This window comes from Janthinobacterium sp. SUN137, assembly GCF_030587265.1.
GTDB classification, from domain to species: domain Bacteria; phylum Pseudomonadota; class Gammaproteobacteria; order Burkholderiales; family Burkholderiaceae_D; genus Janthinobacterium; species Janthinobacterium kumbetense.
Map to the genome: position 1 here is coordinate 188,079 of NZ_JAPWHZ010000002.1, position 23,210 is coordinate 211,288.

Here is a 23,210-nt window from a genome sequence, read left to right on the forward strand (position 1 = left end):
GACCATGCCTGCCCAACGCCCGCTCCAGCTTGCCATAGCCTATGGCGCCACCCTGTGCGTATTCCTGGCCCTCGACGCCCTGTGGCTGGCGGTGCTGATGAAGCCGGTGTACGCCGCAGCGCTGGGGCCGCTGCTGGCGGAGTCTCCCCGCTGGGCGCCGGCGACGCTGTTTTATCTGCTGTACGTGGCGGGATTGCTGGTTTTCGCCATTTTGCCGGGCTTGCGCGCGCGCCGCGGGCGCACGGCGGCAGTGCTGGGCGCGCTGCTGGGCCTGCTGGCCTATGGTACCTATGATTTGAGCAACTATGCGACCTTGCGCGACTGGCCGCTGGCCTTGACGGCGATCGACATGGCCTGGGGCGCCGTGCTGTCGTCCGTGTCGGCGACGGCCGGCTACCTGGCCGCTAGCCGGCTGGGGCGGTGAATTCCGCATCGAAGCGCAGCGCCAGCACGGTAATGTTGTCGCTATGCAAGCCTTTGGGCGGATGCGAGAGGAAATCGTCGAACAGGGCGCAGACGGCTTGTGCCGCAGTCTTGCCAGCGCACAAGGCGGGCCAGCGGGCCGTGAGGGCCAGCGGGTCCTCGCAGGCCCAGAAGCCGTCGCTGGCCAGCAGATAGTGGGCGCCGGGGCGCACGCGCAGCACGCGGCGGTCGCCCAGGTGCGCCAGGAAGGGCGGCAAGATGGCCGCATCGAGGCCGCGCAAGGGCTTGTCGAGTTGTAAGCTGTCGCCGATGGCGTTGCCTAAAATGAATGCCTGCGAGATTTGCGGGTGGTGTTCGCCGTGCACGGCGGCCCGCCAGCGCGCCTCGTCGAGCGCGCCGCGCATGGCGTACACGGTGGCCGGCACGTGGTCCACAGTGAGGATGCTGGCTGTCCCGTCGGCAATTTCGTACAGACGCGAATCGCCCACGTGATACAGCAGCGGCGCTTCGCCGGGCGGCACTTCCAGCAGGGTCAGGGTGGTGCCGGGCGGACGCGCCTGGGCTGGCGCTGCCTCGGCAAAACTGTCCTGCAGCCGCGTGTGCAGCGCGTCGAGCCTGGCGGCCAGGCTGGCCGTGTCAAGGCAGGTGGGCATGGCCAGCAAGCCTTGCACGGCCGCTTCCGCCGCTTCGCGTCCGTGGCCGTGGCCGCCCATGCCGTCGAGCACGGCCGCGCGCACGTGGCCGCGCGGCCAGCCCGGTACCTGGCAGTGGAACGGCGCCTGCCGCGACAGGCAGACGGCGTGGCCGCTGGCATCGATCAGCAGGAAGTTGTCCTGGTTTTCGCGGCGCGGCAGGGGGCCGGCGCCCACGCTGGTGCCAGCGGCGGCGTCGAGCCAGGGGCCGAAGTCGAGCTCGTCTTTGATTAAATGCATCGGTCGGTGCGGTCCAGGCGGCCAGCAATGTTGATCATAGGACACAGCTTAGCCGATATTGTGCAGGGGCGATACCTTGCCTTTCACGCAAAAAAACCTGCGGCAGCAGGCTGGCGCAGGTTTTTCATGGAGCAAGTACAGGGCGCTGCTTAACGGCGATGGCCCCAGCCGCGGCCATGGTCATGGTAGTCTCCGCGGTCATAGTAGTCGCGGCGGCCATGGTCGCGGTAGTAGCCGCGGCCCGGTTGCACGTAGACGACAGCCGGCGGGCCGTAGTAGCGCGGTGGCGGCGCGTAATACACGGGCTGCGGGGCAGGGGCGTAGTACACGGGCTGCGGCGCCGGCGCATAATAGGTTTCGCGGTAGCCGCCGCGATAGCCGCCACGGTCGTAATAACGGTCATTCGTGCTGATGCTGTTGCCGACGGCCGCGCCCAGCACGCCACCGACGATCGCGCCATTGCGGCCGCCGGTGCTGTTGCCAATGGCCGCTCCGACAACGGCGCCTGCAACGGTATTGAAGTCGCGGTCACCGGCGACTGCGGCCGAAGACACAGCCACTGCCGCTACCATTACCGCACCCAGGAGTTTCTTGTTCAACATGGCATTTCCTTCCATTCCGGCGAGATCACAATGATCTGCATGGACTGGACTATATCTGCTGTCGCAACCGTGTTCCATGTCTAATACAACTTATTACAATCCTGCCCCGGCCGTAACAAGTCAGCGCAGGCGCGCCTGCCATTCCGGACGCAGCAGGCTGTACATTTTGACATCGCGCATCACGCCATTGATAAAGAAGGCTTGGCGCAGCAAGCCTTCCTGGGTAAAGCCGTTCTTTTGCGCGATGCGCTCGGAACCGATGTTCAGCGGGTCCATCAGCAGTTCCAGCCGGTGATACGGATAGGCGTTGAACAGGTAGTCGACCAGCAGGCGCGTCGCTTCGCTGATGTAGCCGCGTCCATCCCGCTGCCGGTCGAACAGGCGGTAGCCGATCTCGCGCGAGGCTGGCGTGCGGCTCTTGAAGTGCGTGATCGTGCCGATGATGTGCTGGGCGTGGTCTTCGATGAGGAACAATTCGCTGTCCTCGGTCACGAAGCCCGATTGCAGGAAGTCGCGCCGCATGGCCTCGGGCGACTTGAATTGCATCGAGAAAAACTCGCCGCGCGAGGGCAGGTCGTTGACGAGGGAAATATAGGTATTCAGGTCGGCGGCCTGCAAATGCCGGACGGTACAGAGTGTTCCCTTGAGCATGGCGGTTTCCGGTAGCGATCACGATTCTGATGGTAATCGACTCTGGGGGGCGAGGCAATCGATCCCGTAAAAGTTGCTGCAATGACAGAATAAATACGCTATCGTAGAAAAAGTCGCGCCTTGCCCATGGCCACGGCGTACCCGCTTCGACCTCGTTGACTGGATTTGAACACATGCATAGCATCCTGACTGGCGCGCCATTGCGCCGTTCCGCCATATCCCTTGCCCTTGGCTGCATCGTCAGCGCCGGCGCCTTTGCCGCCGCGCCGGGCAATGCGCCGCAAGCGCTGGCGCAGGTGCGCGACACCGCGCTGCAAAGCGACTGGGCGTACGCCCGCCTGGCCGACATGACGGATCTGATCGGCCCGCGCCTGTCCGGTTCCGCCGGCGCGGCCGCCGCCGTGCAGCAGGTGGCCGACACCATGCGCCGGCTGGGCGCGACCGTCACCTTGCAGCCCGTGAAAGTGCCGCACTGGGTGCGCGGCGTGGAAACGGCGGAAATCGTCGATTACGCGGGGCGTCCGCAAGGCGTGTCGCAGCGCGTGGTGCTCACCGCCCTGGGCGGCTCCGGCGCCACGCCGGCCGCCGGCCTGACGGCGCCCGTGATCATCGTCAGGAGCCTGGATGAGCTCAAGGCCCGCGTGGCGGAAGTGAAGGGCGCCATCGTCCTGATCGACACGCCGTTCGACCAGGAGATGGCCGAGCGCGGCCTGGCCGGCGTCACCTATGGCCAGGGTTCGCACGCGCGCTTCCTCGGGCCGAAGGCTGCGGCCGACCTGGGCGCGGCTGCCGCGCTGGTGCGCTCGGTGGGCGGCGCCGATTTCCGCATCCCGCACGCGGGCGCCACGGGCCTGGACGAGAATAAACGCATTCCCGCCGCCGCCGTCACCGTGGAAGACGCCTTGCTGATGGGCCGCCTGGCCGCGCGCGGCCCTCTGAAAATGCACCTGACGCTGACGCCGCAAAACCTGCCGGAAGCGGACAGCTACAACGTCATCGCCGACTGGCCGGGCACGGACAAGGCCGACGAAGTGGTGGTGGTTTCGGGCCACCTCGATTCCTGGGACCTGGCGACGGGCGCGCACGACGACGGCGCCGGCGTCGTGGCAGCCATGGGCGTGGTGGAAACCCTGAAAAAGCTCGACTACCGTCCGCGCCGCACCATCCGCGTGATCGCCTGGATGAACGAGGAAAACGGCGGGCGCGGCGGCCAGGCCTACTTCGAGGCCCACAAGCAGGCGCTGGGCAAGCAGTACGCGGCCATCGAGATGGATAGCGGCGCCGGCCGCCCGTTCGGCATCCTCGCCAGCGTGGGGCCGAAGTCGGAAAAACTGTTCGCGCCCCTGCGCGCGGCCCTGTTGCCGATGGGCGCGCACGCCTTCACGCGCCGCGACGCGCTGGGCACGGGCGACTTGCACCGCCTGGAAACGGGCGGCGTACCGAGTTTCGAGCCGCTGGTGGACAGCCACAGTTACTTTCACTACCACCACACGGCGGCCGACACGCTGGACAAGGTCGACCCGGAAAACCTGAAGCGCAACGTGGCGCTGATGTCGTCGCTGGCCTGGTTCCTGGCCAATATCGACGGCGAGATCGGCCGCGCGCCGGAGCAGGGCGAGTAAGCGCCAGTGGTGGCGCCGGCAACTTGGCGCCACCAATGTATGCCAAGGTAAACACCATGTCGCTACCCGATCTGAACCTGCTGATCACCCTCGATGTCCTGCTGGCCGAAGGCAGCGTCACGCGCGCGGCGCGGCGCTTGCGTTTGAGTCCATCGGCCATGAGCCGCGCCCTGGCGCGCCTGCGCGAGACCACGGGCGATCCGCTGCTGGTGCGCGCCGGCCGTGAACTGGTGCCCACGCCGCGCGCGCTGGAGCTGCGCGCAAGAGTCGCCCCCCTGCTGGGCGAAGTGTTGGCCGTGCTGGGACCGGCGCAGCAGCTGGATCCGCGCCAGCTGGCGCAAACGTTTACGCTGCGTTCGAGCGACGGTTTCGTGGAAAATTTCGGCCCGGCGCTGCTCGCGCATATCGGCGCGCAAGCGCCAGGCGTGCGTCTTCGCTTCGTGCAAAAGCCCGACCGCGAAAGCGTGCAGCTGCGCGAGGGCAGCATCGACCTGGAAACGGGCGTGATCGGCAGCCTCACCAGCCCGGAAGTGCGCACGCGCAGGCTGTTCGGCGACCGTTTCGTGGGCGTGGTGCGCAGCGGCCATCCGCTGGCGCAGGGCGACATCAGCGCCGAGCGCTATGCGGCCGGCCGGCATGTGCTGGTGGCGCGGCGCGACCAGGAAACGGGGCCGATGGACGACGCGCTGGCCGCGCTGGGATTGCAGCGCACGATCGCCAGCATCGTCGGCGGCTTCACGGCGGCGCTGGCGCTGGCCGCCGGCTCCGACCTGATCGCCACTGTGCCGGAACGGCATACGGGCAATCTGCGCGCCGGCATGTTCAGCTTTGCGCTGCCGCTGCGTATGCCCGACCTGACTGTGTCGCTGATGTGGCATCCGCGCATGGATGCCGACCCCGCTCACCGCTGGCTGCGCGGTTGCGTGGTCGACGCTTGCGCGGCCCGGATCAATGCCGGCTGACGCCTCCGGCGCGCCAGCTCAGGGCCAGCAGCAGCCGGACAGGGTGGCGCCGCAGGCCAGGGCCAGCAGCAACAGAGGGACAGGCAGGGATGGGATTGCACGGGTGCGTATCATGCGGAGTCTCCAGTTTTGTTCAGGGTGCGGCCAAGCACGAAAATGACCAGCGCGGCGAGTATCAGCGCGCTGGCCACGCCAAAGGCGGCGTGCATGCCGCCGATCATGGCGGCTGGCCGGGCGCTGGCGATATCGCCGGCGCCGGCAGCGAAGACGGCGCCCATCACGGAGGCGCCCGTGACGAGTCCCAGATTGCGCGACAGATTGAGCATGCCGGAAATGACGCCGCGCTGCTCGGCAACGATATCGCCCATGACGGCCGTATTGTTGGCTGCCTGGAACAGCGCATAGCTGGCCGTGAGCAGCATGATCGGCGCGACGTAGCCGGGAATGCCCAGGCTGGCGGGCAGGAGGGCCAGCGCCAGGCAGGCGCCGGCCGCGCCGCACAGGCCAACGCCGCCCATGCGCTGCGCGCCGTAGCGGTCCACCAGCCAGCCGGATGGCACGCCGCAGAACGCCGCCACCAGCGGCCCCGCCGCCAGCACCATGCCGGTAACGGCCGTGCCCAAACCCAGGCCGCGCGCCAGGTAGAAGGGGCCGACTACCAGGGTGGACATCATCACCGTCGCGACCAGCATGCTGGTCGCCAGGCCGGCGCTGAGCATGGGCGCGCGCAGCATGGCCAGGCGTATCAGCGGCGCCGGCGCCTTCAGCTCGACCCGGACGAACAGGATGGCGCCGACGCAGGCGGCCAGCAGCAGCGCCGCGTTGCGCACGCCGAAATGGCCGCGGCCCAGGGTCATGGCCAGCGCATAGGCGGCCAGGGTCAGCGCCAGCAGCACGGTGCCGCGGTGGTCGAACAGCGGTCGTTTGGCGTGCGCGTCGCGCTGGTCCGCCGGCAGGCAGCGCCAGGCCAGCAGCAGCGCCAGGCCGGCCAGCGGCACGTTGACGAGGAAAATGGCTTGCCAGCCGAAGCGCGCGATCAGCAGGCCGCCCAGCGCGGGGCCCAGCGTGGTGCCGACGGCGGACATGGTGCCGAGCAGGCCCATGGCGCTGCCCGTCCTGGCCTTGGGGACGGTGCTGCCGACCAGGGCCATGGTCAGCGCCATCATGACGGACGCGCCCAGGCCTTGCAGGGCGCGCGCGGCAACCAGCAGCCACAGGGTGGGCGCCAGCGCGCACAGGATGGAAGCTAGGGCAAACAGCGCGATGCCGGCCAGCAGCAGGCGGCGCCGGCCGACCGTGTCGCCGAGGCGCCCCACGCTGACGATCAGGGCGGTGATGGCCAGCAGATAGGCGAGCACGATCCATTGCACATCCTGGAACGGAGCCTGCAGGGCCCGGGCCATGTCGGGCAGGCCGACGTTGGCGATGCTGGTGCCCAGCGCGGGCAGCAGCATCGCCAGGGACAGGCTGGCCAGCGCGCCGCGCACGGGCATCGTGGCGTTGCCGGCCTGGGACGCCTGCTGGTTGGGTGGAGCGGGTTTTGACGGTGCATGCATGGCGTGGCTGATCCTCGAATGGGGTCATTACATGGTATCGAGGGATCTGGTATGGCGGAAGGCGCATCATTTGCATTGTGTTGTTGCGTTGGACGCCATGTATGCGGCGCGGCCGGGCCGCCGGGAAGGTCGCTGCGAGCCGGCGGCCAGTACTTGGACTTTATTTCGAGTAACCCTGCAAACTGTCCGCCGTGTCATGCCGGATGCCCCACCACGGCAAATACGCATTGTTTTCGCCGCGCGCTCGGAACCACGGCTTGTCGTGGGCGATGGGCCGTACCGTGGCTGGCGGCAAGACCAGCACGCCCGTGACGCCGTCAGGATCGCTGGTGCCCGCCACCAGCACGGGCTTGCCGACGTGGTTCGCATGGGCGATACCCAGGGCGACATTGGTCAGCGCCGTGCCTGCGCCCATTTCCCCCAGCAGGGCCGGCGTATTGAAGGTCTGCGGCAGGAAGTCGAATCCCGATACTTCCAGGGTCAGCGCTTGCGCCAGCTGGCCCAGACGGTCGGATGACGAGGGCAGGGTTTTATTGGCATCGTGGATGACGTAGCCGATGTCTTCTTCCGTCCTGCCGCCATGGCGCGACGCTTCGGCAAACACGGCCTGCCACGCCTGCACGGCGCGCGGCGGCTTGTCCTTGCCCGCTTCAAAATCGGCCACCTTGCGCGTGGCCGGATAAGCTATCCACGCCAGCGCCGCGCGCTCCGTCTTGTAATCGGGGCTGGCCAGCACCAGCAGCGCCAGGTTTTCATTGATCTGCATGGTCTTCGGCCGGCTCGGCGCATCCCAATTCATCACCCACACGGTTTCCTTCGGATGCGCTTCCAGGTAGGCCAGCGCGGCTTTCAGGGAGGTAAAACCCGCGTTGTTGCCGCCCAGGGTGATGCGCACGTCGGGCGGGGTGGCGCGGGTCCAGAGGGTGGGGAAGTGGGGGTTGCCGATTTCGAAGTTGCTGATAATTTCATCTTTTATTGTTTGATGAACTTCTGCCAGATCGAATTTTCCGTCAGGCAGGGCATATTCCACGCGGATGCCTGCCAGTTCGCGCCAGTTCTGTTTTTGATCCTTGGGGTAGACGTGGTAGAAGTAGGTGGGGCTGGAAAAATAGATATCGTGAAAATTGGTCATGAGTTCGAGTAGATATTTATGGTGATAGCCCTTGAACGTTTCCCTTCCATTGATATCGTGGGCAATGGGGGCGACTGCCTGCAAGGTACTGAAACCCCTGGGATCCGTCCTGACCATATCGTCATTCTTGTTGGGTTTGGCCAGGCCAAGCGTCCAGAGCAGTTGCCACTCGGTGGGATAGTCGCGTCGTTGCAGAGGGTTGAGCCACTGCAGGCCCACGACCTGTGCCCGGAAGGGAGCTTGGACAGTGGTTGTTGGGAGACCGTCTTCTTTCTGCGCCGGCTTCACGGCGCAGGCTGTCAATAGCGCAAACATGGAGAAGGCGGCGAGCGTGGGCAGCGCGAGGAACTGTTTCATGAAGTCTCCAGGTGAATGGACATGCTGGTGATCGGCATAGCCCGACCAGATGGACCAACATGTCAGGAAAATGACGCAGAGAAACGTGGCGAAGGCCCGGGCCAGTCGCTGGCGCGGCGTGGCAATGAACTTATGTAGCGTCAGTCCTCGGCGCAAAGTTGGTGGATGCAGGAAGGTAGTGGCGTTGCGCTTGGGATTGAGGAAACCGTCATCCGTCAATTCGCGCGCTTAGGTGGCGGGCCTGCATCTGTCCGGCCGCCGGGCCCGGGATCGCCAGAAACTCGTCGCGGCGCTTCAGACGCGCATTCAGGCCGGCGCACAGCCCTTGTTCGGCTTGCTCATACCATTCGCCATCGGAATTGACGCCATGCACGAAGATGACGATGCCGGGACGGGGCAGGCGCGTGACGGCCTGGAGCAGCGCATGGCTGAACAAGGTCGTGCCTTAGGCTTCGGCGAGCAGGATGCAATTGCCAGCTAGCGTAGGGTCGGGCGACATGCGGGCGCTCCGTCAACGTTAAAGATGAAAAGCGACGCCCAAGCGAACTCAGGCAATCTGCACTGTATGCGGATTGCCTGAGGTGGGACTTGCGTGGTGTCAAGAAAGGAGGCGCGGCGGGCGGGGAATGCCGGGGAAATCAGATCGCGTTCAGCGGTATTTTGAGGTAGCGCACGCCATTGTCTTCCGGCTCGGGCAGCTTGCCCGCGTTGATGTTGACCTGGATGGCGGGCAAGATCAATGTCGGCATGTCCAGGGTGGCGTCGCGGCTCGTGCGCATGGCCACGAATTGTTCTTCCGTGATGCCGTCGCGCAAGTGGATGTTGCCGGCGCGCTGTTCGGCCACCGTCACTTCCCAGCGCGGCGCGCGGCCGTTGGGCGGGTAGTCGTGGCACATGAACAGCCGCGTCTGCGGCGGCAGCGACAGCAAACGCTGCGCGGAACGGTACAGCAGTGCAGCGGAGCCGCCGGGAAAGTCGCAGCGGGCCGAGCCCACGTCCGGCATGAACAGGGTGTCGCCGACAAACACGGCGTCGCCGATCTGGTATGCCAGGTCGGCCGGCGTGTGGCCGGGCACGTGCAGCGCGCGCACTTCCAATGCGCCGATATGGAATACCTGGTCGGGCGCGAACAGCTGGTCGAACTGCGAGCCGTCGGCCTTGGCCGCACCCTGGTGGTAGACGGCGGCGAACGCCTGCTGCACCGTCTGGATGGCGGCGCCGATGGCCACGTCGCCGCCCAGCTGCTGCTGCAGGTAGGGCGCGGCGGACAGGTGATCCGCATGCGCATGGGTTTCCAGCAGCCAGCGGCACTGCAAGCCGTGTTCGCGCACGAAGGCGATTACCTTGTCGGCCGAGGTGGTCGAGGTGCGGCCCGCCTTGGGATCGTAGTCGAGCACGGAATCGATGATGGCGCAGTCCCGGCCATCGGCCTCATACACGATATAGGTGACGGTGGCGGTGGCAGGGTCGAAGAAAGCTTGGATTTGTGGAGTCATCACGGCGGCAAGGGACGGACAGGGAATGGCATTATATCGCCAGAGTTCGCTAAAAAAATGCTGCAAATTCACATTTAACATGCGGAAAACAGATAAGGGGGCAGGCATGCGGCCGTCACAGCCGTGCGCACCCCGGCGCTTGCAGCATGGTAACCTCATTCTTCCAAGGAGGAATTCATGAACGATATCACTGCACGCAGCGAACAGTACCGCGGTTTTACGATTTCCGTGACCCCGCAAAAGGATAACGACGATTTATGGGATTTTACCTACCGCCTGCAGCGCGAAGGCGAGCCGGAAGCGCAGGCGATCACGCGCAGCCGCACCCTGGGCGGCTACGCGGCCCCCGAAACGGCTTGCACGGCGGGCCTGCAAGTGGCCAGGACGGAAGTCGATAATCTGCTGCGCCCTTGAGCCAGCGTAAATCGTTTAGCCCGAAAGTGAGCCTGACTACGGCTGGCGCGTGAAACACGTCGCTGCCAGCCGCGCTTCATGCTACGATTTCCACTATTGAGTCAGTCACGAAGGAGGCACCCATGGATAGCAGTTCTAAAATTCACTATAAAGGCTGGGAAATCGTTCCCTTGGCCGTGCCCACCACCGACGGCAAATGGTCGGCCAGTTGCGACATCGAGCGCGCCACGGCCGAAGGCCTGGAAGTATTCGAAGGCTCGACCATGCAATTCGTGCGCGACGACGAGGAGGGCGCCATTGCCGCCGCCTGCGAAGAAGCCGTGCGCCAGATCGACAACATCATCGCCAACCCGCTGGTGCGGCTGGCCTAGTTCTCTACTCTTTCAGTCATCGTGTTCCCGCAGCCGGCATCCGCCGGCTGTTTTTTTTGCGCGCTACCGGCGGCGCGTGTGCCTGCCCCCATCTTTTCAGCCAGCGCTGTTGCATGTTTCAATGTTATGTTTCAAAATGAAATTATGAAACGATAATGAAACATCGTACGGGACAAACGTGACATCGTTGTTCCCTGGCGTGACAGCCCAGGAGCAGTGCTGGCTGGCCCCTTGTCCCCTGTTTTCACTCTGCCGTCACGTGTTGTTCGCCGCGCCGCGCCGGCCTGGCACGGCATTTGCAATACTGATGTTCATAGCCACTCCGTGAAACATTCGGGACCATCCGAAACCCATAAGGTGAACACATGACTCAATACTCCGCAGGTGCCGCATTCCGCAAGGCCGTCCAGGAAGAATCCCCGTTGCAAGTCGTCGGCGCCATCAACGCCAACCACGCCTTGCTGGCCAAGCGCGCCGGCTATAAAGCCATCTATCTGTCCGGCGGCGGCGTCGCGGCCGGCTCGCTGGGCTTGCCGGACCTGGGTATTTCCAGCCTGGACGACGTGCTGACCGACATCCGCCGCATCACCGACGTGTGCGACCTGCCGCTGCTGGTCGACGCCGACACGGGCTTCGGTTCGTCCGCCTTCAACGTGGCGCGTACGGTGAAATCGATGATCAAGTTCGGCGCGGCCGGCCTGCACATCGAAGACCAGGTGGGCGCCAAGCGCTGCGGTCACCGTCCGGGCAAGGAAATCGTGAGCAAGGAAGAAATGGTCGACCGCATCAAGGCGGCCGTCGATGCGCGCACGGACCCGAACTTCGTCATCATGGCGCGCACCGATGCGCTGGCCGTCGATGGCCTGGAAGCGGCGCTGGAACGCGCCGTCGCCTGCGTCGAAGCGGGTGCCGACATGATCTTCCCGGAAGCCATCACGGACCTGGACATGTACGCCACGTTCGCCAAGGCCGTCAACGTGCCGATTTTGGCCAACATCACGGAATTCGGTTCCACGCCGCTGTTCACCCTGGACGAACTGCGCAGCGCCCACGTGGGCCTGGCGCTATATCCGCTGTCGGCCTTCCGCGCCATGAACAAGGCGGCGGAAAACGTCTATCAGGCGCTGCGCCGCGACGGCACGCAAAAGAACGTCGTCGACACCATGCAGACGCGCATGGAGCTGTATGAATCGATCAATTACCACGATTTCGAGCAAAAGCTCGATGCGCTGTTCGCCGCGCAAAAGAAATAAGTAAAGAAAAGTAAAGAAGCAGGGGCCGCACGCCGGCCCCGCAGTGATGCAACCGAGACTAGTCAATTTTTGGAGAAATCAATGAACGCACCGCAAGCCGCCACTTTCAAGCCTAAAAAATCCGTCGCCTTGTCCGGCGTCACCGCCGGCAATACGGCGCTGTGCTCGGTCGGCAAGACCGGCAACGATTTGCATTACCGCGGCTATGACATCCTGGACGTGGCCGACAGCTGCGAGTTCGAGGAAATCGCCTACCTGCTGGTGCACGGCAAGCTGCCGACCGCCGCTGAACTGAAAGGCTACAAGGCCAAATTGAAGTCCCTGCGCGGCTTGCCGTCGGCAGTGAAACTGGCGCTGGAAGCGCTGCCGGCCGCCGCCCACCCGATGGACGTGATGCGCACGGGCGTGTCCGTGCTGGGCTGCACCCTGCCGGAAAAAGACGACCATAACGCGCCGGGCGCGCGCGACATCGCCGACCGTCTGATGGCGTCGTTCGGCTCCATGCTGCTGTACTGGTACCACTACAGCCATAACGGCAAGCGCATCGAAGTGGAAACGGACGACGACTCGATCGGCGGCCACTTCCTGCACCTGCTGCACGGCGAAAAACCATCGGCGTCGTGGGAAAAAGCCATGCACACGTCGCTGATCCTGTACGCGGAACACGAATTCAACGCCTCGACCTTCACCAGCCGGGTGATCGCCGGCACGGGCTCGGACATCCATTCCGCCATCACGGGCGCCATCGGCGCGCTGCGCGGTCCGAAACACGGCGGCGCGAACGAAGTGGCGCTGGATATCCAGAAACGCTACGACAACGCCGATGAAGCGGAAGCGGACATCCGCGAGCGCGTGGCCAACAAGGAAGTGGTGATCGGCTTCGGCCACCCCGTCTACACGATTTCGGATCCGCGCAATAAAGTCATCAAGGAAGTGGCCCGTTCGCTGTCGCAGGAAGCCGGTTCCACGAAAATGTTCGACATCGCCGAGCGCCTGGAATCGGTCATGTGGGAAATCAAGAACATGTTCCCGAACCTGGACTGGTTCTCGGCCGTGTCGTACCACATGATGGGCGTGCCGACGGCGATGTTTACGCCGCTGTTCGTCATCTCGCGTACCTCGGGTTGGGCTGCCCACATCATCGAGCAGCGTATCGACAACAAGATCATCCGCCCGAGCGCCAACTACGTGGGTCCGGAAGACCTGGAATTCGTCCCGATCAAGGACCGTAAATAATGAGCACCAACATGAACACCTTGCACCGCAAATCCTTGCCGGGCACCCAGCTAGACTACTTCGACACGCGTGCCGCCGTCGATGCGATCCAGCCAGGCGCCTACGCCACCTTGCCCTACACCTCGCGCGTGCTGGCGGAAAACCTCGTGCGCCGCTGCGACCCGGCGACCCTGAACGCTTCGCTGAGCCAATTCATCGAACGCCGCCGCGACCTGGACTTCCCGTGGTTCCCCGCGCGCGTCGTCTGCCATGACATCCTGGGCCAGACGGCCCTGGTCGACCTGGCCGGCTTGCGCGACGCCATCGCGGCCCAGGGTGGCGACCCGGCCCTCGTCAACCCCGTCGTGCCGACGCAGCTGGTGGTCGACCACTCGCTGGCCGTCGAATGCGGCGGTTTCGACCCCGACGCCTTCGCCAAGAACCGCGCCATCGAAGACCGCCGCAACGAAGACCGTTTCGACTTCATCGACTGGACCAAGAAGGCCTTCAAGAACGTCGATGTGATTCCGCCGGGCAACGGCATCTTGCACCAGATCAATCTTGAGCGCATGTCGCCCGTGATCCAGGTGCAAAATGGTGTAGCCTATCCCGATACGCTGGTGGGCACGGATTCGCACACGCCGATGGTCGATGCGCTGGGCGTGATCGCCATCGGCGTGGGCGGCCTGGAAGCGGAAAGCGTGATGCTGGGCCGCGCCTCGTGGATGCGCCTGCCGGATATCATCGGCGTCAAGCTGACGGGTAAACCGCAGCCGGGCATCACGGCCACCGACACGGTGCTGGCGCTGACGGAGTTCCTGCGCAAGCAGAAGGTCGTCTCGTCCTACCTGGAATTCTTTGGCGAAGGCGCTGCGCACCTGACCCTGGGCGACCGTGCCACGATTTCCAACATGGCGCCGGAGTTTGGCGCCACGGCCGCCATGTTCTACATCGACGCGCAAACCATCAAGTACCTGAAATTGACGGGCCGCGACGACGAACTGGTGAAACTGGTGGAGCTGTACGCCAAAGAGACGGGCCTGTGGGCCGACAGCCTGGTGGACGCGCAGTACGAGCGCGTCTTGAGCTTCGACCTGTCGTCCGTCGTGCGCAATATCGCCGGTCCGTCGAATCCGCACAACCGCGTGCCGACGTCGGAGCTGGCCGCGCGCGGGATTTCCGGCGTGGTGGAAAACGAACCGGGCAAGATGCCGGACGGCGCCGTCATCATCGCCGCCATCACCAGCTGCACCAACACGAACAACCCGCGCAACATGATCGCCGCCGGTTTGATCGCGCGCAATGCGAACCGCCTCGGTTTGACCCGCAAGCCATGGGTGAAATCGTCGCTGGCGCCTGGCTCAAAGACCGTGGAACTGTACCTTCAGGAAGCGGGCCTGATGCCGGAGCTTGAAACATTGGGCTTCGGTGTGGTGGCATTCGCTTGTACCTCGTGCAACGGCATGTCGGGCGCGCTCGACCCCGTGATCCAGGACGAAGTGGTGTCGCGCGACCTTTACGCCACGGCCGTCTTGTCGGGCAACCGCAACTTCGACGGCCGCATCCATCCGTACGCGAAACAGGCGTTCCTTGCCTCGCCGCCGCTGGTGGTGGCATACGCGATCGCCGGCACCATCCGCTTCGACATCGAGAAGGATGTGCTGGGCCATGATGCGGATGGCAAGCCGATTCTGCTCAAGGATATCTGGCCGTCGGACGAGGAAATCGACGCCATCGTCGCTTCCAGCGTCAAGCCGGAGCAGTTCCGCAAGGTGTACATTCCGATGTTTGCCGCGCAGGCGGACGACGGCATCAAGGTCAGCCCCCTGTACGACTGGCGTCCGCAGACGACATACATCCGCCGTCCGCCGTACTGGGAAGGCGCGCTGGCTGGCGCGCGCCCCTTGAAAGGCATGCGTCCGCTGGCCGTCCTGGGCGACAACATCACCACCGACCACCTGTCGCCGTCGAACGCCATCATGCTCGATAGCGCGGCCGGGGAATACCTGGCGAAAATGGGCTTGCCCGAGGAAGACTTCAATTCCTACGCCACGCACCGGGGCGACCATCTGACGGCGCAGCGCGCCACGTTTGCCAACCCGACCCTGAAGAACGAGATGGTCATCGAGGATGGCAAAGTGAAAGCCGGTTCGCTCACGCGCATCGAGCCGGAAGGCAAAATCTCGCGCATGTGGGAAGCCATCGAGGTGTACATGGAGCGCAAGCAGCCATTGATCATCATCGCCGGCGCCGACTATGGCCAGGGCTCCTCGCGCGACTGGGCCGCCAAGGGCGTGCGCCTGGCCGGTGTGGAAGCCATCGTGGCCGAAGGTTTCGAACGCATTCACCGTACCAACCTGGTGGGCATGGGCGTCTTGCCGCTGGAATTTTTGGCTGGCGTGAACCGCAAGACCCTGGGCCTGGACGGCAGCGAAACCTATGACGTCGTCGGCGAGCGCACGCCGCGTTCCACCTTGACCTTGCTGATCCACCGCAAGAACGGCGAAACGGTCGAAGTGCCCGTCACCTGCCGCCTCGATACGGCGGAAGAGGTGTCGATCTACGAGGCGGGCGGCGTTCTTCAGCGATTCGCGCAGGATTTCCTCGAGTCGACCAAGGCAGCGTAAGCAGTTCGTCATTCACCGGGTGGCGCGCAGGCGCGCGCTGCCCGGCTTTTCAGGAAACCCTATGACCCACGTACCCCAAATCAAAATCCCCGCCACCTACATGCGCGGCGGCACCAGCAAGGGCGTGTTCTTCCGCCTGCAGGATTTGCCCGCCAGCGCGCAAGTGCCGGGCGCCGCGCGCGATGCGCTGCTGCTGCGCGTGATCGGCAGCCCCGACCCCTACGGCAAGCAGATCGACGGCATGGGCGGCGCCACGTCCAGCACCAGCAAGACGGTGATCCTGGCAAAAAGCGCCAAGCTTGACCACGACGTCGACTACCTGTTCGGCCAGGTCTCCATCGACAAGCCATTCGTCGACTGGAGCGGCAATTGCGGCAACCTGTCGGCCGCCGTCGGCTCGTTTGCCATCGCCAGCGGCCTGGTGGATGCCGCCCGCGTGCCGCAAAACGGCATCGCCACGGTGCGCATCTGGCAAGCCAATATCGGCAAGACCATCATCGCCCACGTGCCCATGACGCATGGCGAAGTGCAGGAAACGGGCGACTTCGAACTCGATGGCGTGACTTTCCCGGCCGCCGAAGTGAAACTGGAATTCCTCGATCCGGCGGCAGACGAGGAGGGCGGCGATGGGGCCAGCTCGGCCATGTTTCCTACCGGCAACCTTGTCGATGACCTGGAGGTACCCGGCATCGGTGTTTTAAAGGTCACGATGATCAACGCCGGCATCCCGACGATTTTTGTCGATGCGGACGCCATCGGCTACACGGGCACGGAACTGCAGGACGCCATCAATGGCGATCCGGTGGCCCTGGCCCGCTTCGAAACCATCCGCGCGCATGGCGCCTTGCGCATGGGACTCATCGCGCATCTCGATGAAGCGGCGAAACGCCAGCACACGCCGAAAGTGGCATTTGTCGCCAGGCCTGCCGGCTATGTCTCGTCCAGCGGCAAGCAGGTGGCAGCGGGCGAGATCGACTTGCTGGTGCGCGCCATGTCGATGGGTAAATTACATCATGCCATGATGGGCACGGCCGCTGTCGCCATCGGCACGGCGGCAGCCATTCCCGGCACCCTGGTCAACCTGGCGGCCGGTGGCGGTCTCCGTAACTCGGTGCGCTTCGGCCACCCGTCCGGCACCCTGATGGTGGGCGCGGAAGCGGCGCTCGTCGATGGCGTGTGGAGCGTCACCAAGGCCATCATGAGCCGCAGCGCGCGCGTGCTGATGGAAGGGGCTGTGCGCATTCCCGGCGACGCCTTTAGCGCATAACCCGCCCAGGCCGGACCGCAACTGGTCCGGCCGATACCTGGCCTGCAAGTGGCGGCACGGAGCGGAGGGTGCTTGCGCGAACAGATCACCAGAACAGGAACGAGCAGCAACTACAACAGATTGCAAGCCTACCGGAGGAGACATGAATTTCGCAGCATTTTATCAACGCTCGATCGACACGCCTGACGTTTTCTGGCGCGAGGAAGCGGACAAGATAGCCTGGCATGCCCCGTTTTCGCAAGTGCTCGATTATTCCCGCCCGCCGTTCGCCAAGTGGTTTGTCGGCGGCACCACCAATTTGTGCCACAACGCCGTCGACCGCTGGGTGGGCAGCCAGGGCGATGCGGCCGCGCTGATCGCCATTTCCACCGAAACGAATACCGAGCGCAGCTACAGCTTTCGCGAACTGCAGCGCGAAGTGGAGCGCTGCGCCGCCATCCTGCTGTCGCTGGGCGTGGTCAAGGGCGACCGCGTCCTGATCTACATGCCGATGATCGCCGAGGCGGCGTTCGCCATGCTCGCTTGCACGCGCATCGGCGCCGTGCATTCCGTGGTGTTCGGCGGCTTTGCCGCCAATAGCCTGGCCAGCCGCATCGACGATGCGCAGCCCAAATTGGTGTTTTCCGCCGATGCCGGTTCGCGCAATGGCAAGGCGATTGCCTACAAACCGCTGCTCGACGAAGCCATCCGCATCGCCGCGCACAAGCCGCAGCGGGTGCTGCTGGTCGACCGCCAACTGGTGCCGATGGAACTGACGCCGGGCCGGGACGTCGATTACGCTGCCCTGCGCGAGCAGCACCTGGATGCGCAGGTGCCCGTCACCTGGCTCGAATCGAACGAACCGTCGTATGTGCTCTACACCTCGGGCACGACGGGCAAGCCGAAGGGCGTGCAGCGCGACGTGGGCGGCTATGCGGTGGCGCTGGCGTCGTCGATGCAGTACACATTTTGCGGCAAGCCCGGCGAAACCTTCTTTGCCACCTCGGATATCGGCTGGGTGGTGGGTCATTCCTACATCGTGTATGGCCCGCTGATCGCCGGCATGGCCACCATCCTGTACGAGGGTTTGCCCATCTGTCCCGATGCGGGCATCTGGTGGAGCATCGTCGAAAAATACAAGGTCACGCGCATGTTCTCGGCGCCGACGGCCATCCGCGTGCTGCGCAAGCACCCGGTGGAACTGATGCGCAAATACGACCTGTCGTCATTGAAGGCGCTGTACCTGGCGGGCGAGCCGCTCGATGAAACCACGTCGCAATGGATCGCCGACGAACTGAAAGTGGACATCATCGACAACTACTGGCAGACGGAGACGGGCTGGCCGATCCTCTCGGTGGCCAAGGGTGTTGCCAACACGCCCACGCGCCTGGGCAGCCCCGGCCTGGCCATGTACGGTTACCAGGTCAAGCTGCTCAACGAGGCGACGGGCGAGGAGTGCGGCGCCAACGAGAAGGGCGTGCTGGTGCTGGAAGGCCCGCTGCCGCCCGGCTGCATGCAGACGGTGTACGGCGACGACGCGCGCTTCGTCGACACCTACTGGTCCACCTTCAGCGAACGGCAAGTGTATTCCACCTTCGACTGGGGCGTGCGCGACGCGGATGGCTATTACTTCATTTTGGGCCGCACCGACGACGTGATCAACGTGGCCGGCCACCGCCTGGGCACGCGCGAAATCGAGGAAAGCATCACCAGCCATCCGAACGTGTCGGAAGTGGCGGTGGTGGGCGTGGAAGACAAGCTCAAAGGCCAGGTGGCGATGGCTTTCGTGATCCTGAAGGACCCGCAGGGCTTCGACAGTGTCGAGGCGAAAGCGGTGCTGGAGCGCGAAGTGATGGCCGTCGTCGACCGCCAGCTGGGCGCCGTGGCGCGGCCGGCCCGCGTGCTGTTCGTGCCGCAACTGCCGAAGACGCGCTCGGGCAAGCTGCTGCGCCGCTCGATCCAGGCCATCTGCGAAGGCCGCAGCCCGGGCGACCTGACGTCGATGGACGATCCGGCATCGCTGCAGCAGATCCAGGCGGCGCTGGCGTAAGCGGCATGTCGCGAGCGAAGTTTATCGTTTGATAAACTTCGCTTTCAAATCCGGTCGCTTTCCTTGCGCACGACCCTGCCCACGATCAGGCATTCATTGCCGCGGCACAGCTTGCGGTGGTATTTGCGCTGGTCCGGGTTGTCCGACGTCAGCCACCATTCGCCGATATCGCGCGCCATGCGCTTGACCACCGGTTCGCCTTCGTAATTGATGGCAAACACGATGCCATCGGCCGGCCGGTTGTCGGCCGTATTGATGATCACCACGTCGTCCTCGTACAGGGCCGGTTCCATGCTCTCGCCCTTGACCTTGATCGCCACCAGTTTTTCCGGGTGGTAGCCATTGCGCTCGACCCAGCTGCGCGGCACGCTGATGGTGCTGCCGTCGTGCGTTTCCGGTTCGATGGCAAAGCCCGTGATGCCGGCCGACAGGCGCAGTTTCACCTTGCGGATCGGGTAAAAGCGTTCATCTTCGCCATCTTCCACGACCACCGGCTGCACGCCGGCCAGCGCGCGTGCCGTCAGCGCCGCCTGATCGGGCGCCGCGCCCTGGTCGAAATACATGCTGTCCAGTTGCAGGTCCGCTTCCAGTTTGCGCGCGATCTTTTCGCTGAAGGCGCGTCCCTCGCGGTAGGTGGGCGAGAGGATTTGCGAGATGCGCGCCTCGCTCCAGCCGCTGACGTCGGAAATCTTCTTGCGCGTGTTGTCGTAGTGCTCGCGGATCAGGGCCAGCAGGCGGTCGCGTCTGTATTGATACATATTCATCTCCACATTAAACCTGAAATTTACCGTTTGATAAATTACCAAATGCTTGACTTTAACATTAGCGATTGATAAAGTCCATTCGTTGCCTGTCGCAAACGCACTACAGCGTTTGCCGGCGGGCAGCACCACGGGAGGTCAGGCAGATGTTGAACAGCAGTCAGTTGGTTGAAAGCAGGGCGGCGCCACGGCAGGGGCGCCAATTACAGGGACGCAGCAAGAAGTCGCAGCTGCATATCGCCCGCATCGCGCAGTACATCCGCGAGCAGGGCCAGGCCAGCGCGGCGCAGTTGTCCGCCTTGCTGGGACTCGATGCTGGCACCATGAGCCGCTATCTGCGCCACATGTGCGGCCTGGGACAGATCCACCTGGCGCAGCGCCATTGCACGGAGCCGGGGCGCCAGCGGCCCGCCCTGTACGCGCTGGGGGAGCAGGACGACGACGTCGATGGCTGGGCCGAATTGCCGCCGCAAGTGCGCCGCACGGCCAGCTGGGCGCGCGGCGCGGCGCGCCGCGATCCGCTGGTGGCGGCCCTGTTTGGCCCGGCGGGTAACTGAAACAAGAATCAACGAGGAGAAATCATGGGGTTTGCAGAAAAATTCATCGCATCGCTGTCGTCGCAGAACCTGCGCGACGATGCCGTCCACCACGACCTGGACGTGATCGCGGCCGCGGCGCTGGCCGGCGACATGGGCGCCTTGCTGTGCCGCGTCAAATACGCGGACGGCACCGTCAGCCGCCTGTTCGAAGGCAATGCGGGCAACCTGGCCCAATTGCTGCGCGCCTGGACGGCGGCCGTGACGCAGAAGGGCCGCGCGCGGCGCTGGGTCAAGGCGCAGACGGCCTGGGATGCGCAGGCGGCCAACACCTTGTATCGCCGCGTGGCCGAAGCGTCGCTCGCGCATTGGCTCGACAGCAAATGCAAGGTCTGCCACGGCACGGGCGTCGTCGCTGCCATGCAGGCCGGCGCGCCGCTCGTCTGCCAGGCTTGCCGCGGTGCCGGCGAAGCGGCCATCAGCTGCTCCGGCGGCTTCGAGCTCGAACGCATCAAGGATATGGTCAGCGAACTGGAAGCCATCTTCCAGTCGCACGGTGCCCGCGCCATGCGCCGCCTCGGTCACTGAAATTTTTTTGCAATATGCCTGGCGCTGAAAAAAACGCCCCTACAATAGAGTCTCGATCACGCAGCAACGGCAACACAGCTAGCACCCGCAGTACATCACATGCTTCTCCACTCGTAATAGACGCGCTTTCGGCGCGACACCGATAGGGGAAATCAGCGCAGCGAACGGCCTTCATGGCCCCTTCGCCCACCTTCCGTCCGGCATGGCCCCGCGCCATCCGGACGCCAGCCCGCCGCCTCACCGCGTGCGGGCTTTTTCGTTTCACCTTCCATTTTTCAGTTTCTTCCACAAGGCCGCCCCGGCGGTTTTCATCCCACGAAAGGTTTTATAACTATGGCATCGACAGCAAACGGTATCGACAGCTTGATCGTTATCAGCAAACAAAGCGCCGAAGGCAGCAAGGCTGCCGCTGGCGGCGGCCAGATTTATCCCCGCGTCACGGCCACTTTCGACACGGAAGCGGACAAATACGCAAGCGCCGAAATCGACGCCAGCCAGCAGCAGGGCGATACCCGCCTCGGTAACTTCCGCACCACGGGCGCCATCAAGGCCGAAGCGGCGTGCGGCACGTATGCGCCGCTGATGGCTGCGCTGCTGCGCCGCGACTTTACGGCAGGCGGCGTGGCTGCCGCGCAAACCACGATCGCCGCTGCCGCCACGGGCCTGACGCGCAGCGCCGGTTCCTGGCTGGCGGAAGGTTTCCGCGCCGGCAGCGTCGTGCGCATCACCGGCATGACGGCGCCGGCGGCCGCCAACAACGCGAAGAATTTCTTCGTCACGTCGGTGACGGCCACCAACCTGAATGGCCAGTTCATGGACGGCTCGGCCATGATCGTCAAGGCGGCCGGGGACTCGGTCGGCGTGGCGGCGGTCGGCAAGCGCAGTTTCACCCCGTTGACGGGCCACACCACCGACTGGTTCACGGCTGAAGTGCAGGACCCGAAGATCGGCGTGCACCGCAGCTTTGTCGACCAGCTGGTCAGCAAGATGGACATCGCCGTGCAGCCGAACGGGATCACCAGCCTGGACTTCACCCTGATGGGCAAGGCGGAAGGCCCGACCACGGCCGTGCCGTACTTCCCCACGCCGCTGGCCGCGCCGGGCACCGGTAAATTCTCGGGCGCCACGGCGATGCTGTCGGTGAACGGCATCCCGTCGCAGATCTGCACCGGCATGTCCGTCTCGCTGGACGGCCAGGTCAAGGTCGACCCGGTGATTGGCTCGAAGTACGCCACGGCTGCCTCGCGCGGCAAGGTGATGGGTTCGGGCCAGTTCACGGTGCTGCTGCAGGATGCCACCTACCTCGACTACTTCAAGTCCGAGACGGAAATCCCGCTGGCCTACGCCATGGCGTCGGGCACGGCGCCGACCGCCGACGTGCTGGCACTGGCCATGGGCCGCATCAAGATCACCTCGGCCAAGATCGACGACGGCGAGAAGAACAAGATCGTCACCTGCGCCTTCGACGTCCTGCGCTACAAGGGCGCCGACGCGCAGCACGAGGCGACCACCTTGAGCATCCAGGACAGCGCGCTGTAAGCGGCTGACGCTTGCACCGGGGCCGTCGTGATGGCGGCCTTTTTACTTTTCACCTTGATCAAGAAAGCAGCACACATGAACAACGCACAAAAAATCCAGGCAGGTTTCGACATCGGCAATATCCACGCGGCTGCCACTCCCGTCACCTTCGACGTGCCCGTCATCTTCGACGCGGATGGCGAAGCGGTGGCCGGCCTGACCATCGTCGGCAAGAACAGCGAGCAATATCGCCTGGCCAACAACGCCGTGCGCGCCGAAGGCTATAAAAAATCGGCGCGTCGCAAGACGGCCATCGACGCCTCCACCGACGAAGGCGCGGAATTGCTGGTGCAAGCCATCGACGGCAACCAGAAGCGCCTGGCGCTGGCCGTGGTCACGGGCTGGTACGGTTTCACAAGCAACGGTGCGCCCGTGCCGCTCGATGCTGCACTGCTGGAAGCGGCCTTTGAAAAATACCCGACCTGGCAGGAAAAGGTCACCACGGCGCTGGAAAACGAGTCGAATTTTTTGAAACTCTGACGGCCAGCCTGCTGCGCTACGCCGGGCACCAGTTCGAGCGCGGCGCGAGGGCGGCCGATGGGCATGCCAAGGGCGAGCATATCGACGCGGCCCGGCGCCATCCGCTGTACCGCGCGCCGCCCGAGGAGGCGGTGCCACCCATGCCGTTCGAACTGACCCACGTGTGGGAGTGGTTCGCGCAATTGAACCGCAAGCGCCAGAACGGCATGGCCGTCAACCCCATCGCCAGCACGGAAATCCTCGCCTGGCAGGCGCGCCACGGCATCGCCATCGAACCGTTCGAGCACCAGTTGCTGGACCAGCTCGACGCGCTGTTCCTATCGCACCAGCATGCGGCGGGCTGACCCGAATTTTTCAA

23 protein-coding genes are annotated in these 23,210 nt (G+C 64.5%); 15 read left to right on the forward strand and 8 right to left on the reverse strand.

Annotated elements, in window-relative coordinates:
* Positions 1 to 4 precede the first annotated feature (4 nt).
* Entirely contained in the window at positions 5 to 424 is a 420-nt protein-coding gene (locus O3298_RS08905) for a DUF2177 family protein (protein WP_305059057.1), read from the forward strand.
* On the opposite strand, the gene O3298_RS08910 is transcribed toward O3298_RS08905, so the two are convergent.
* The 3 genes from O3298_RS08910 to O3298_RS08920 form a co-directional block, all read right to left on the reverse strand.
* Positions 405 to 1,355, reverse strand: a complete 951-nt coding sequence (locus O3298_RS08910; protein ID WP_305059058.1) for a PP2C family serine/threonine-protein phosphatase — start codon at positions 1,353 to 1,355, stop codon at positions 405 to 407. The two genes, O3298_RS08905 and O3298_RS08910, sit on opposite strands and share 20 nt — an antisense overlap.
* A 149-nt stretch (positions 1,356 to 1,504) precedes the next feature.
* On the reverse strand, positions 1,505 to 1,957 hold the full coding sequence (locus O3298_RS08915; RefSeq protein ID WP_099667421.1) for a glycine zipper domain-containing protein: 453 nt from the start codon (positions 1,955 to 1,957) through the stop codon (positions 1,505 to 1,507).
* 120 nt (positions 1,958 to 2,077) lie between these two features.
* Positions 2,078 to 2,608 carry a GNAT family N-acetyltransferase gene (locus tag O3298_RS08920; protein WP_099378762.1) on the reverse strand — a complete coding sequence of 177 codons (531 nt, stop codon included), beginning with the start codon at positions 2,606 to 2,608 and terminating at the stop codon, positions 2,078 to 2,080.
* A gap of 173 nt (positions 2,609 to 2,781) precedes the next feature.
* Here O3298_RS08920 and O3298_RS08925 point away from each other — a divergent pair, with 173 nt between their 5' ends.
* Both O3298_RS08925 and O3298_RS08930 read left to right on the forward strand, forming a co-directional pair.
* Positions 2,782 to 4,230: a M20/M25/M40 family metallo-hydrolase gene (locus tag O3298_RS08925; protein WP_305059059.1), complete on the forward strand. Its 1,449-nt coding sequence runs from the start codon at positions 2,782 to 2,784 to the stop codon at positions 4,228 to 4,230.
* Positions 4,231 to 4,286: 56 nt separating this feature from the next.
* Positions 4,287 to 5,192, forward strand: coding sequence for a LysR family transcriptional regulator (locus O3298_RS08930; protein WP_289914244.1), 906 nt, complete (start codon positions 4,287 to 4,289; stop codon positions 5,190 to 5,192).
* A gap of 110 nt (positions 5,193 to 5,302) precedes the next feature.
* On the opposite strand, the gene O3298_RS08935 is transcribed toward O3298_RS08930, so the two are convergent.
* The 4 genes from O3298_RS08935 to O3298_RS08950 form a co-directional block, all read right to left on the reverse strand.
* Complete coding sequence (locus O3298_RS08935; RefSeq protein WP_305059060.1) at positions 5,303 to 6,748, reverse strand: MFS transporter; 1,446 nt, start codon at positions 6,746 to 6,748, stop codon at positions 5,303 to 5,305.
* Positions 6,749 to 6,908: 160 nt separating this feature from the next.
* Entirely contained in the window at positions 6,909 to 8,237 is a 1,329-nt protein-coding gene (locus O3298_RS08940) for a hypothetical protein (protein WP_305059061.1), read from the reverse strand.
* A 208-nt stretch (positions 8,238 to 8,445) separates the two neighbouring features.
* A complete protein-coding gene (locus tag O3298_RS08945; RefSeq protein WP_305059062.1) occupies positions 8,446 to 8,673 on the reverse strand; it encodes a hypothetical protein in 228 nt (75 codons plus the stop codon).
* Between the two features lie 202 nt (positions 8,674 to 8,875).
* Positions 8,876 to 9,733 carry an MBL fold metallo-hydrolase gene (locus tag O3298_RS08950; protein ID WP_305059063.1) on the reverse strand — a complete coding sequence of 286 codons (858 nt, stop codon included), beginning with the start codon at positions 9,731 to 9,733 and terminating at the stop codon, positions 8,876 to 8,878.
* Between the two features lie 177 nt (positions 9,734 to 9,910).
* Here O3298_RS08950 and O3298_RS08955 point away from each other — a divergent pair, with 177 nt between their 5' ends.
* The 7 genes from O3298_RS08955 to O3298_RS08985 all read left to right on the forward strand — a co-directional run bounded on the left by O3298_RS08955 (position 9,911) and on the right by O3298_RS08985 (position 18,909).
* The gene (locus O3298_RS08955) at positions 9,911 to 10,147 is read left to right on the forward strand and encodes a hypothetical protein (protein ID WP_099667425.1); all 237 of its coding nucleotides are present in this window, start codon (positions 9,911 to 9,913) and stop codon (positions 10,145 to 10,147) included.
* A gap of 122 nt (positions 10,148 to 10,269) precedes the next feature.
* Positions 10,270 to 10,518, forward strand: coding sequence for a hypothetical protein (locus O3298_RS08960; protein WP_034783948.1), 249 nt, complete (start codon positions 10,270 to 10,272; stop codon positions 10,516 to 10,518).
* 365 nt (positions 10,519 to 10,883) lie between these two features.
* Complete coding sequence (gene prpB, locus O3298_RS08965) at positions 10,884 to 11,771, forward strand: methylisocitrate lyase (RefSeq protein WP_034783951.1); 888 nt, start codon at positions 10,884 to 10,886, stop codon at positions 11,769 to 11,771.
* A gap of 81 nt (positions 11,772 to 11,852) precedes the next feature.
* Positions 11,853 to 13,007 carry a 2-methylcitrate synthase gene (gene prpC / locus O3298_RS08970; protein ID WP_289914249.1) on the forward strand — a complete coding sequence of 385 codons (1,155 nt, stop codon included), beginning with the start codon at positions 11,853 to 11,855 and terminating at the stop codon, positions 13,005 to 13,007.
* Positions 13,008 to 13,018: 11 nt separating this feature from the next.
* Entirely contained in the window at positions 13,019 to 15,613 is a 2,595-nt protein-coding gene (gene acnD, locus O3298_RS08975) for a Fe/S-dependent 2-methylisocitrate dehydratase AcnD (RefSeq protein ID WP_305059858.1), read from the forward strand.
* A 61-nt stretch (positions 15,614 to 15,674) separates the two neighbouring features.
* Positions 15,675 to 16,880 carry a 2-methylaconitate cis-trans isomerase PrpF gene (gene prpF / locus O3298_RS08980; RefSeq protein ID WP_305059064.1) on the forward strand — a complete coding sequence of 402 codons (1,206 nt, stop codon included), beginning with the start codon at positions 15,675 to 15,677 and terminating at the stop codon, positions 16,878 to 16,880.
* A 142-nt stretch (positions 16,881 to 17,022) separates the two neighbouring features.
* The gene (locus O3298_RS08985) at positions 17,023 to 18,909 is read left to right on the forward strand and encodes a propionate--CoA ligase (RefSeq protein WP_305059065.1); all 1,887 of its coding nucleotides are present in this window, start codon (positions 17,023 to 17,025) and stop codon (positions 18,907 to 18,909) included.
* A gap of 44 nt (positions 18,910 to 18,953) precedes the next feature.
* Here the strand turns inward: O3298_RS08985 and O3298_RS08990 are convergent, their stop codons facing one another.
* Positions 18,954 to 19,667, reverse strand: a complete 714-nt coding sequence (locus tag O3298_RS08990) for a S24 family peptidase (protein WP_289910559.1) — start codon at positions 19,665 to 19,667, stop codon at positions 18,954 to 18,956.
* Between the two features lie 149 nt (positions 19,668 to 19,816).
* Here O3298_RS08990 and O3298_RS08995 point away from each other — a divergent pair, with 149 nt between their 5' ends.
* From O3298_RS08995 to O3298_RS09015, 5 genes are all read left to right on the forward strand, one after another.
* Positions 19,817 to 20,227 carry a hypothetical protein gene (locus O3298_RS08995; RefSeq protein ID WP_289897414.1) on the forward strand — a complete coding sequence of 137 codons (411 nt, stop codon included), beginning with the start codon at positions 19,817 to 19,819 and terminating at the stop codon, positions 20,225 to 20,227.
* A 24-nt stretch (positions 20,228 to 20,251) separates the two neighbouring features.
* Complete coding sequence (locus O3298_RS09000) at positions 20,252 to 20,794, forward strand: hypothetical protein (protein ID WP_289897415.1); 543 nt, start codon at positions 20,252 to 20,254, stop codon at positions 20,792 to 20,794.
* A 333-nt stretch (positions 20,795 to 21,127) separates the two neighbouring features.
* Positions 21,128 to 22,333, forward strand: coding sequence for a phage tail tube protein (locus O3298_RS09005; protein WP_099667434.1), 1,206 nt, complete (start codon positions 21,128 to 21,130; stop codon positions 22,331 to 22,333).
* 75 nt (positions 22,334 to 22,408) lie between these two features.
* Positions 22,409 to 22,852: a hypothetical protein gene (locus O3298_RS09010; RefSeq protein ID WP_070289666.1), complete on the forward strand. Its 444-nt coding sequence runs from the start codon at positions 22,409 to 22,411 to the stop codon at positions 22,850 to 22,852.
* A 140-nt stretch (positions 22,853 to 22,992) separates the two neighbouring features.
* Entirely contained in the window at positions 22,993 to 23,196 is a 204-nt protein-coding gene (locus O3298_RS09015) for a hypothetical protein (RefSeq protein WP_289904549.1), read from the forward strand.
* Positions 23,197 to 23,210: the final 14 nt, after the last annotated feature.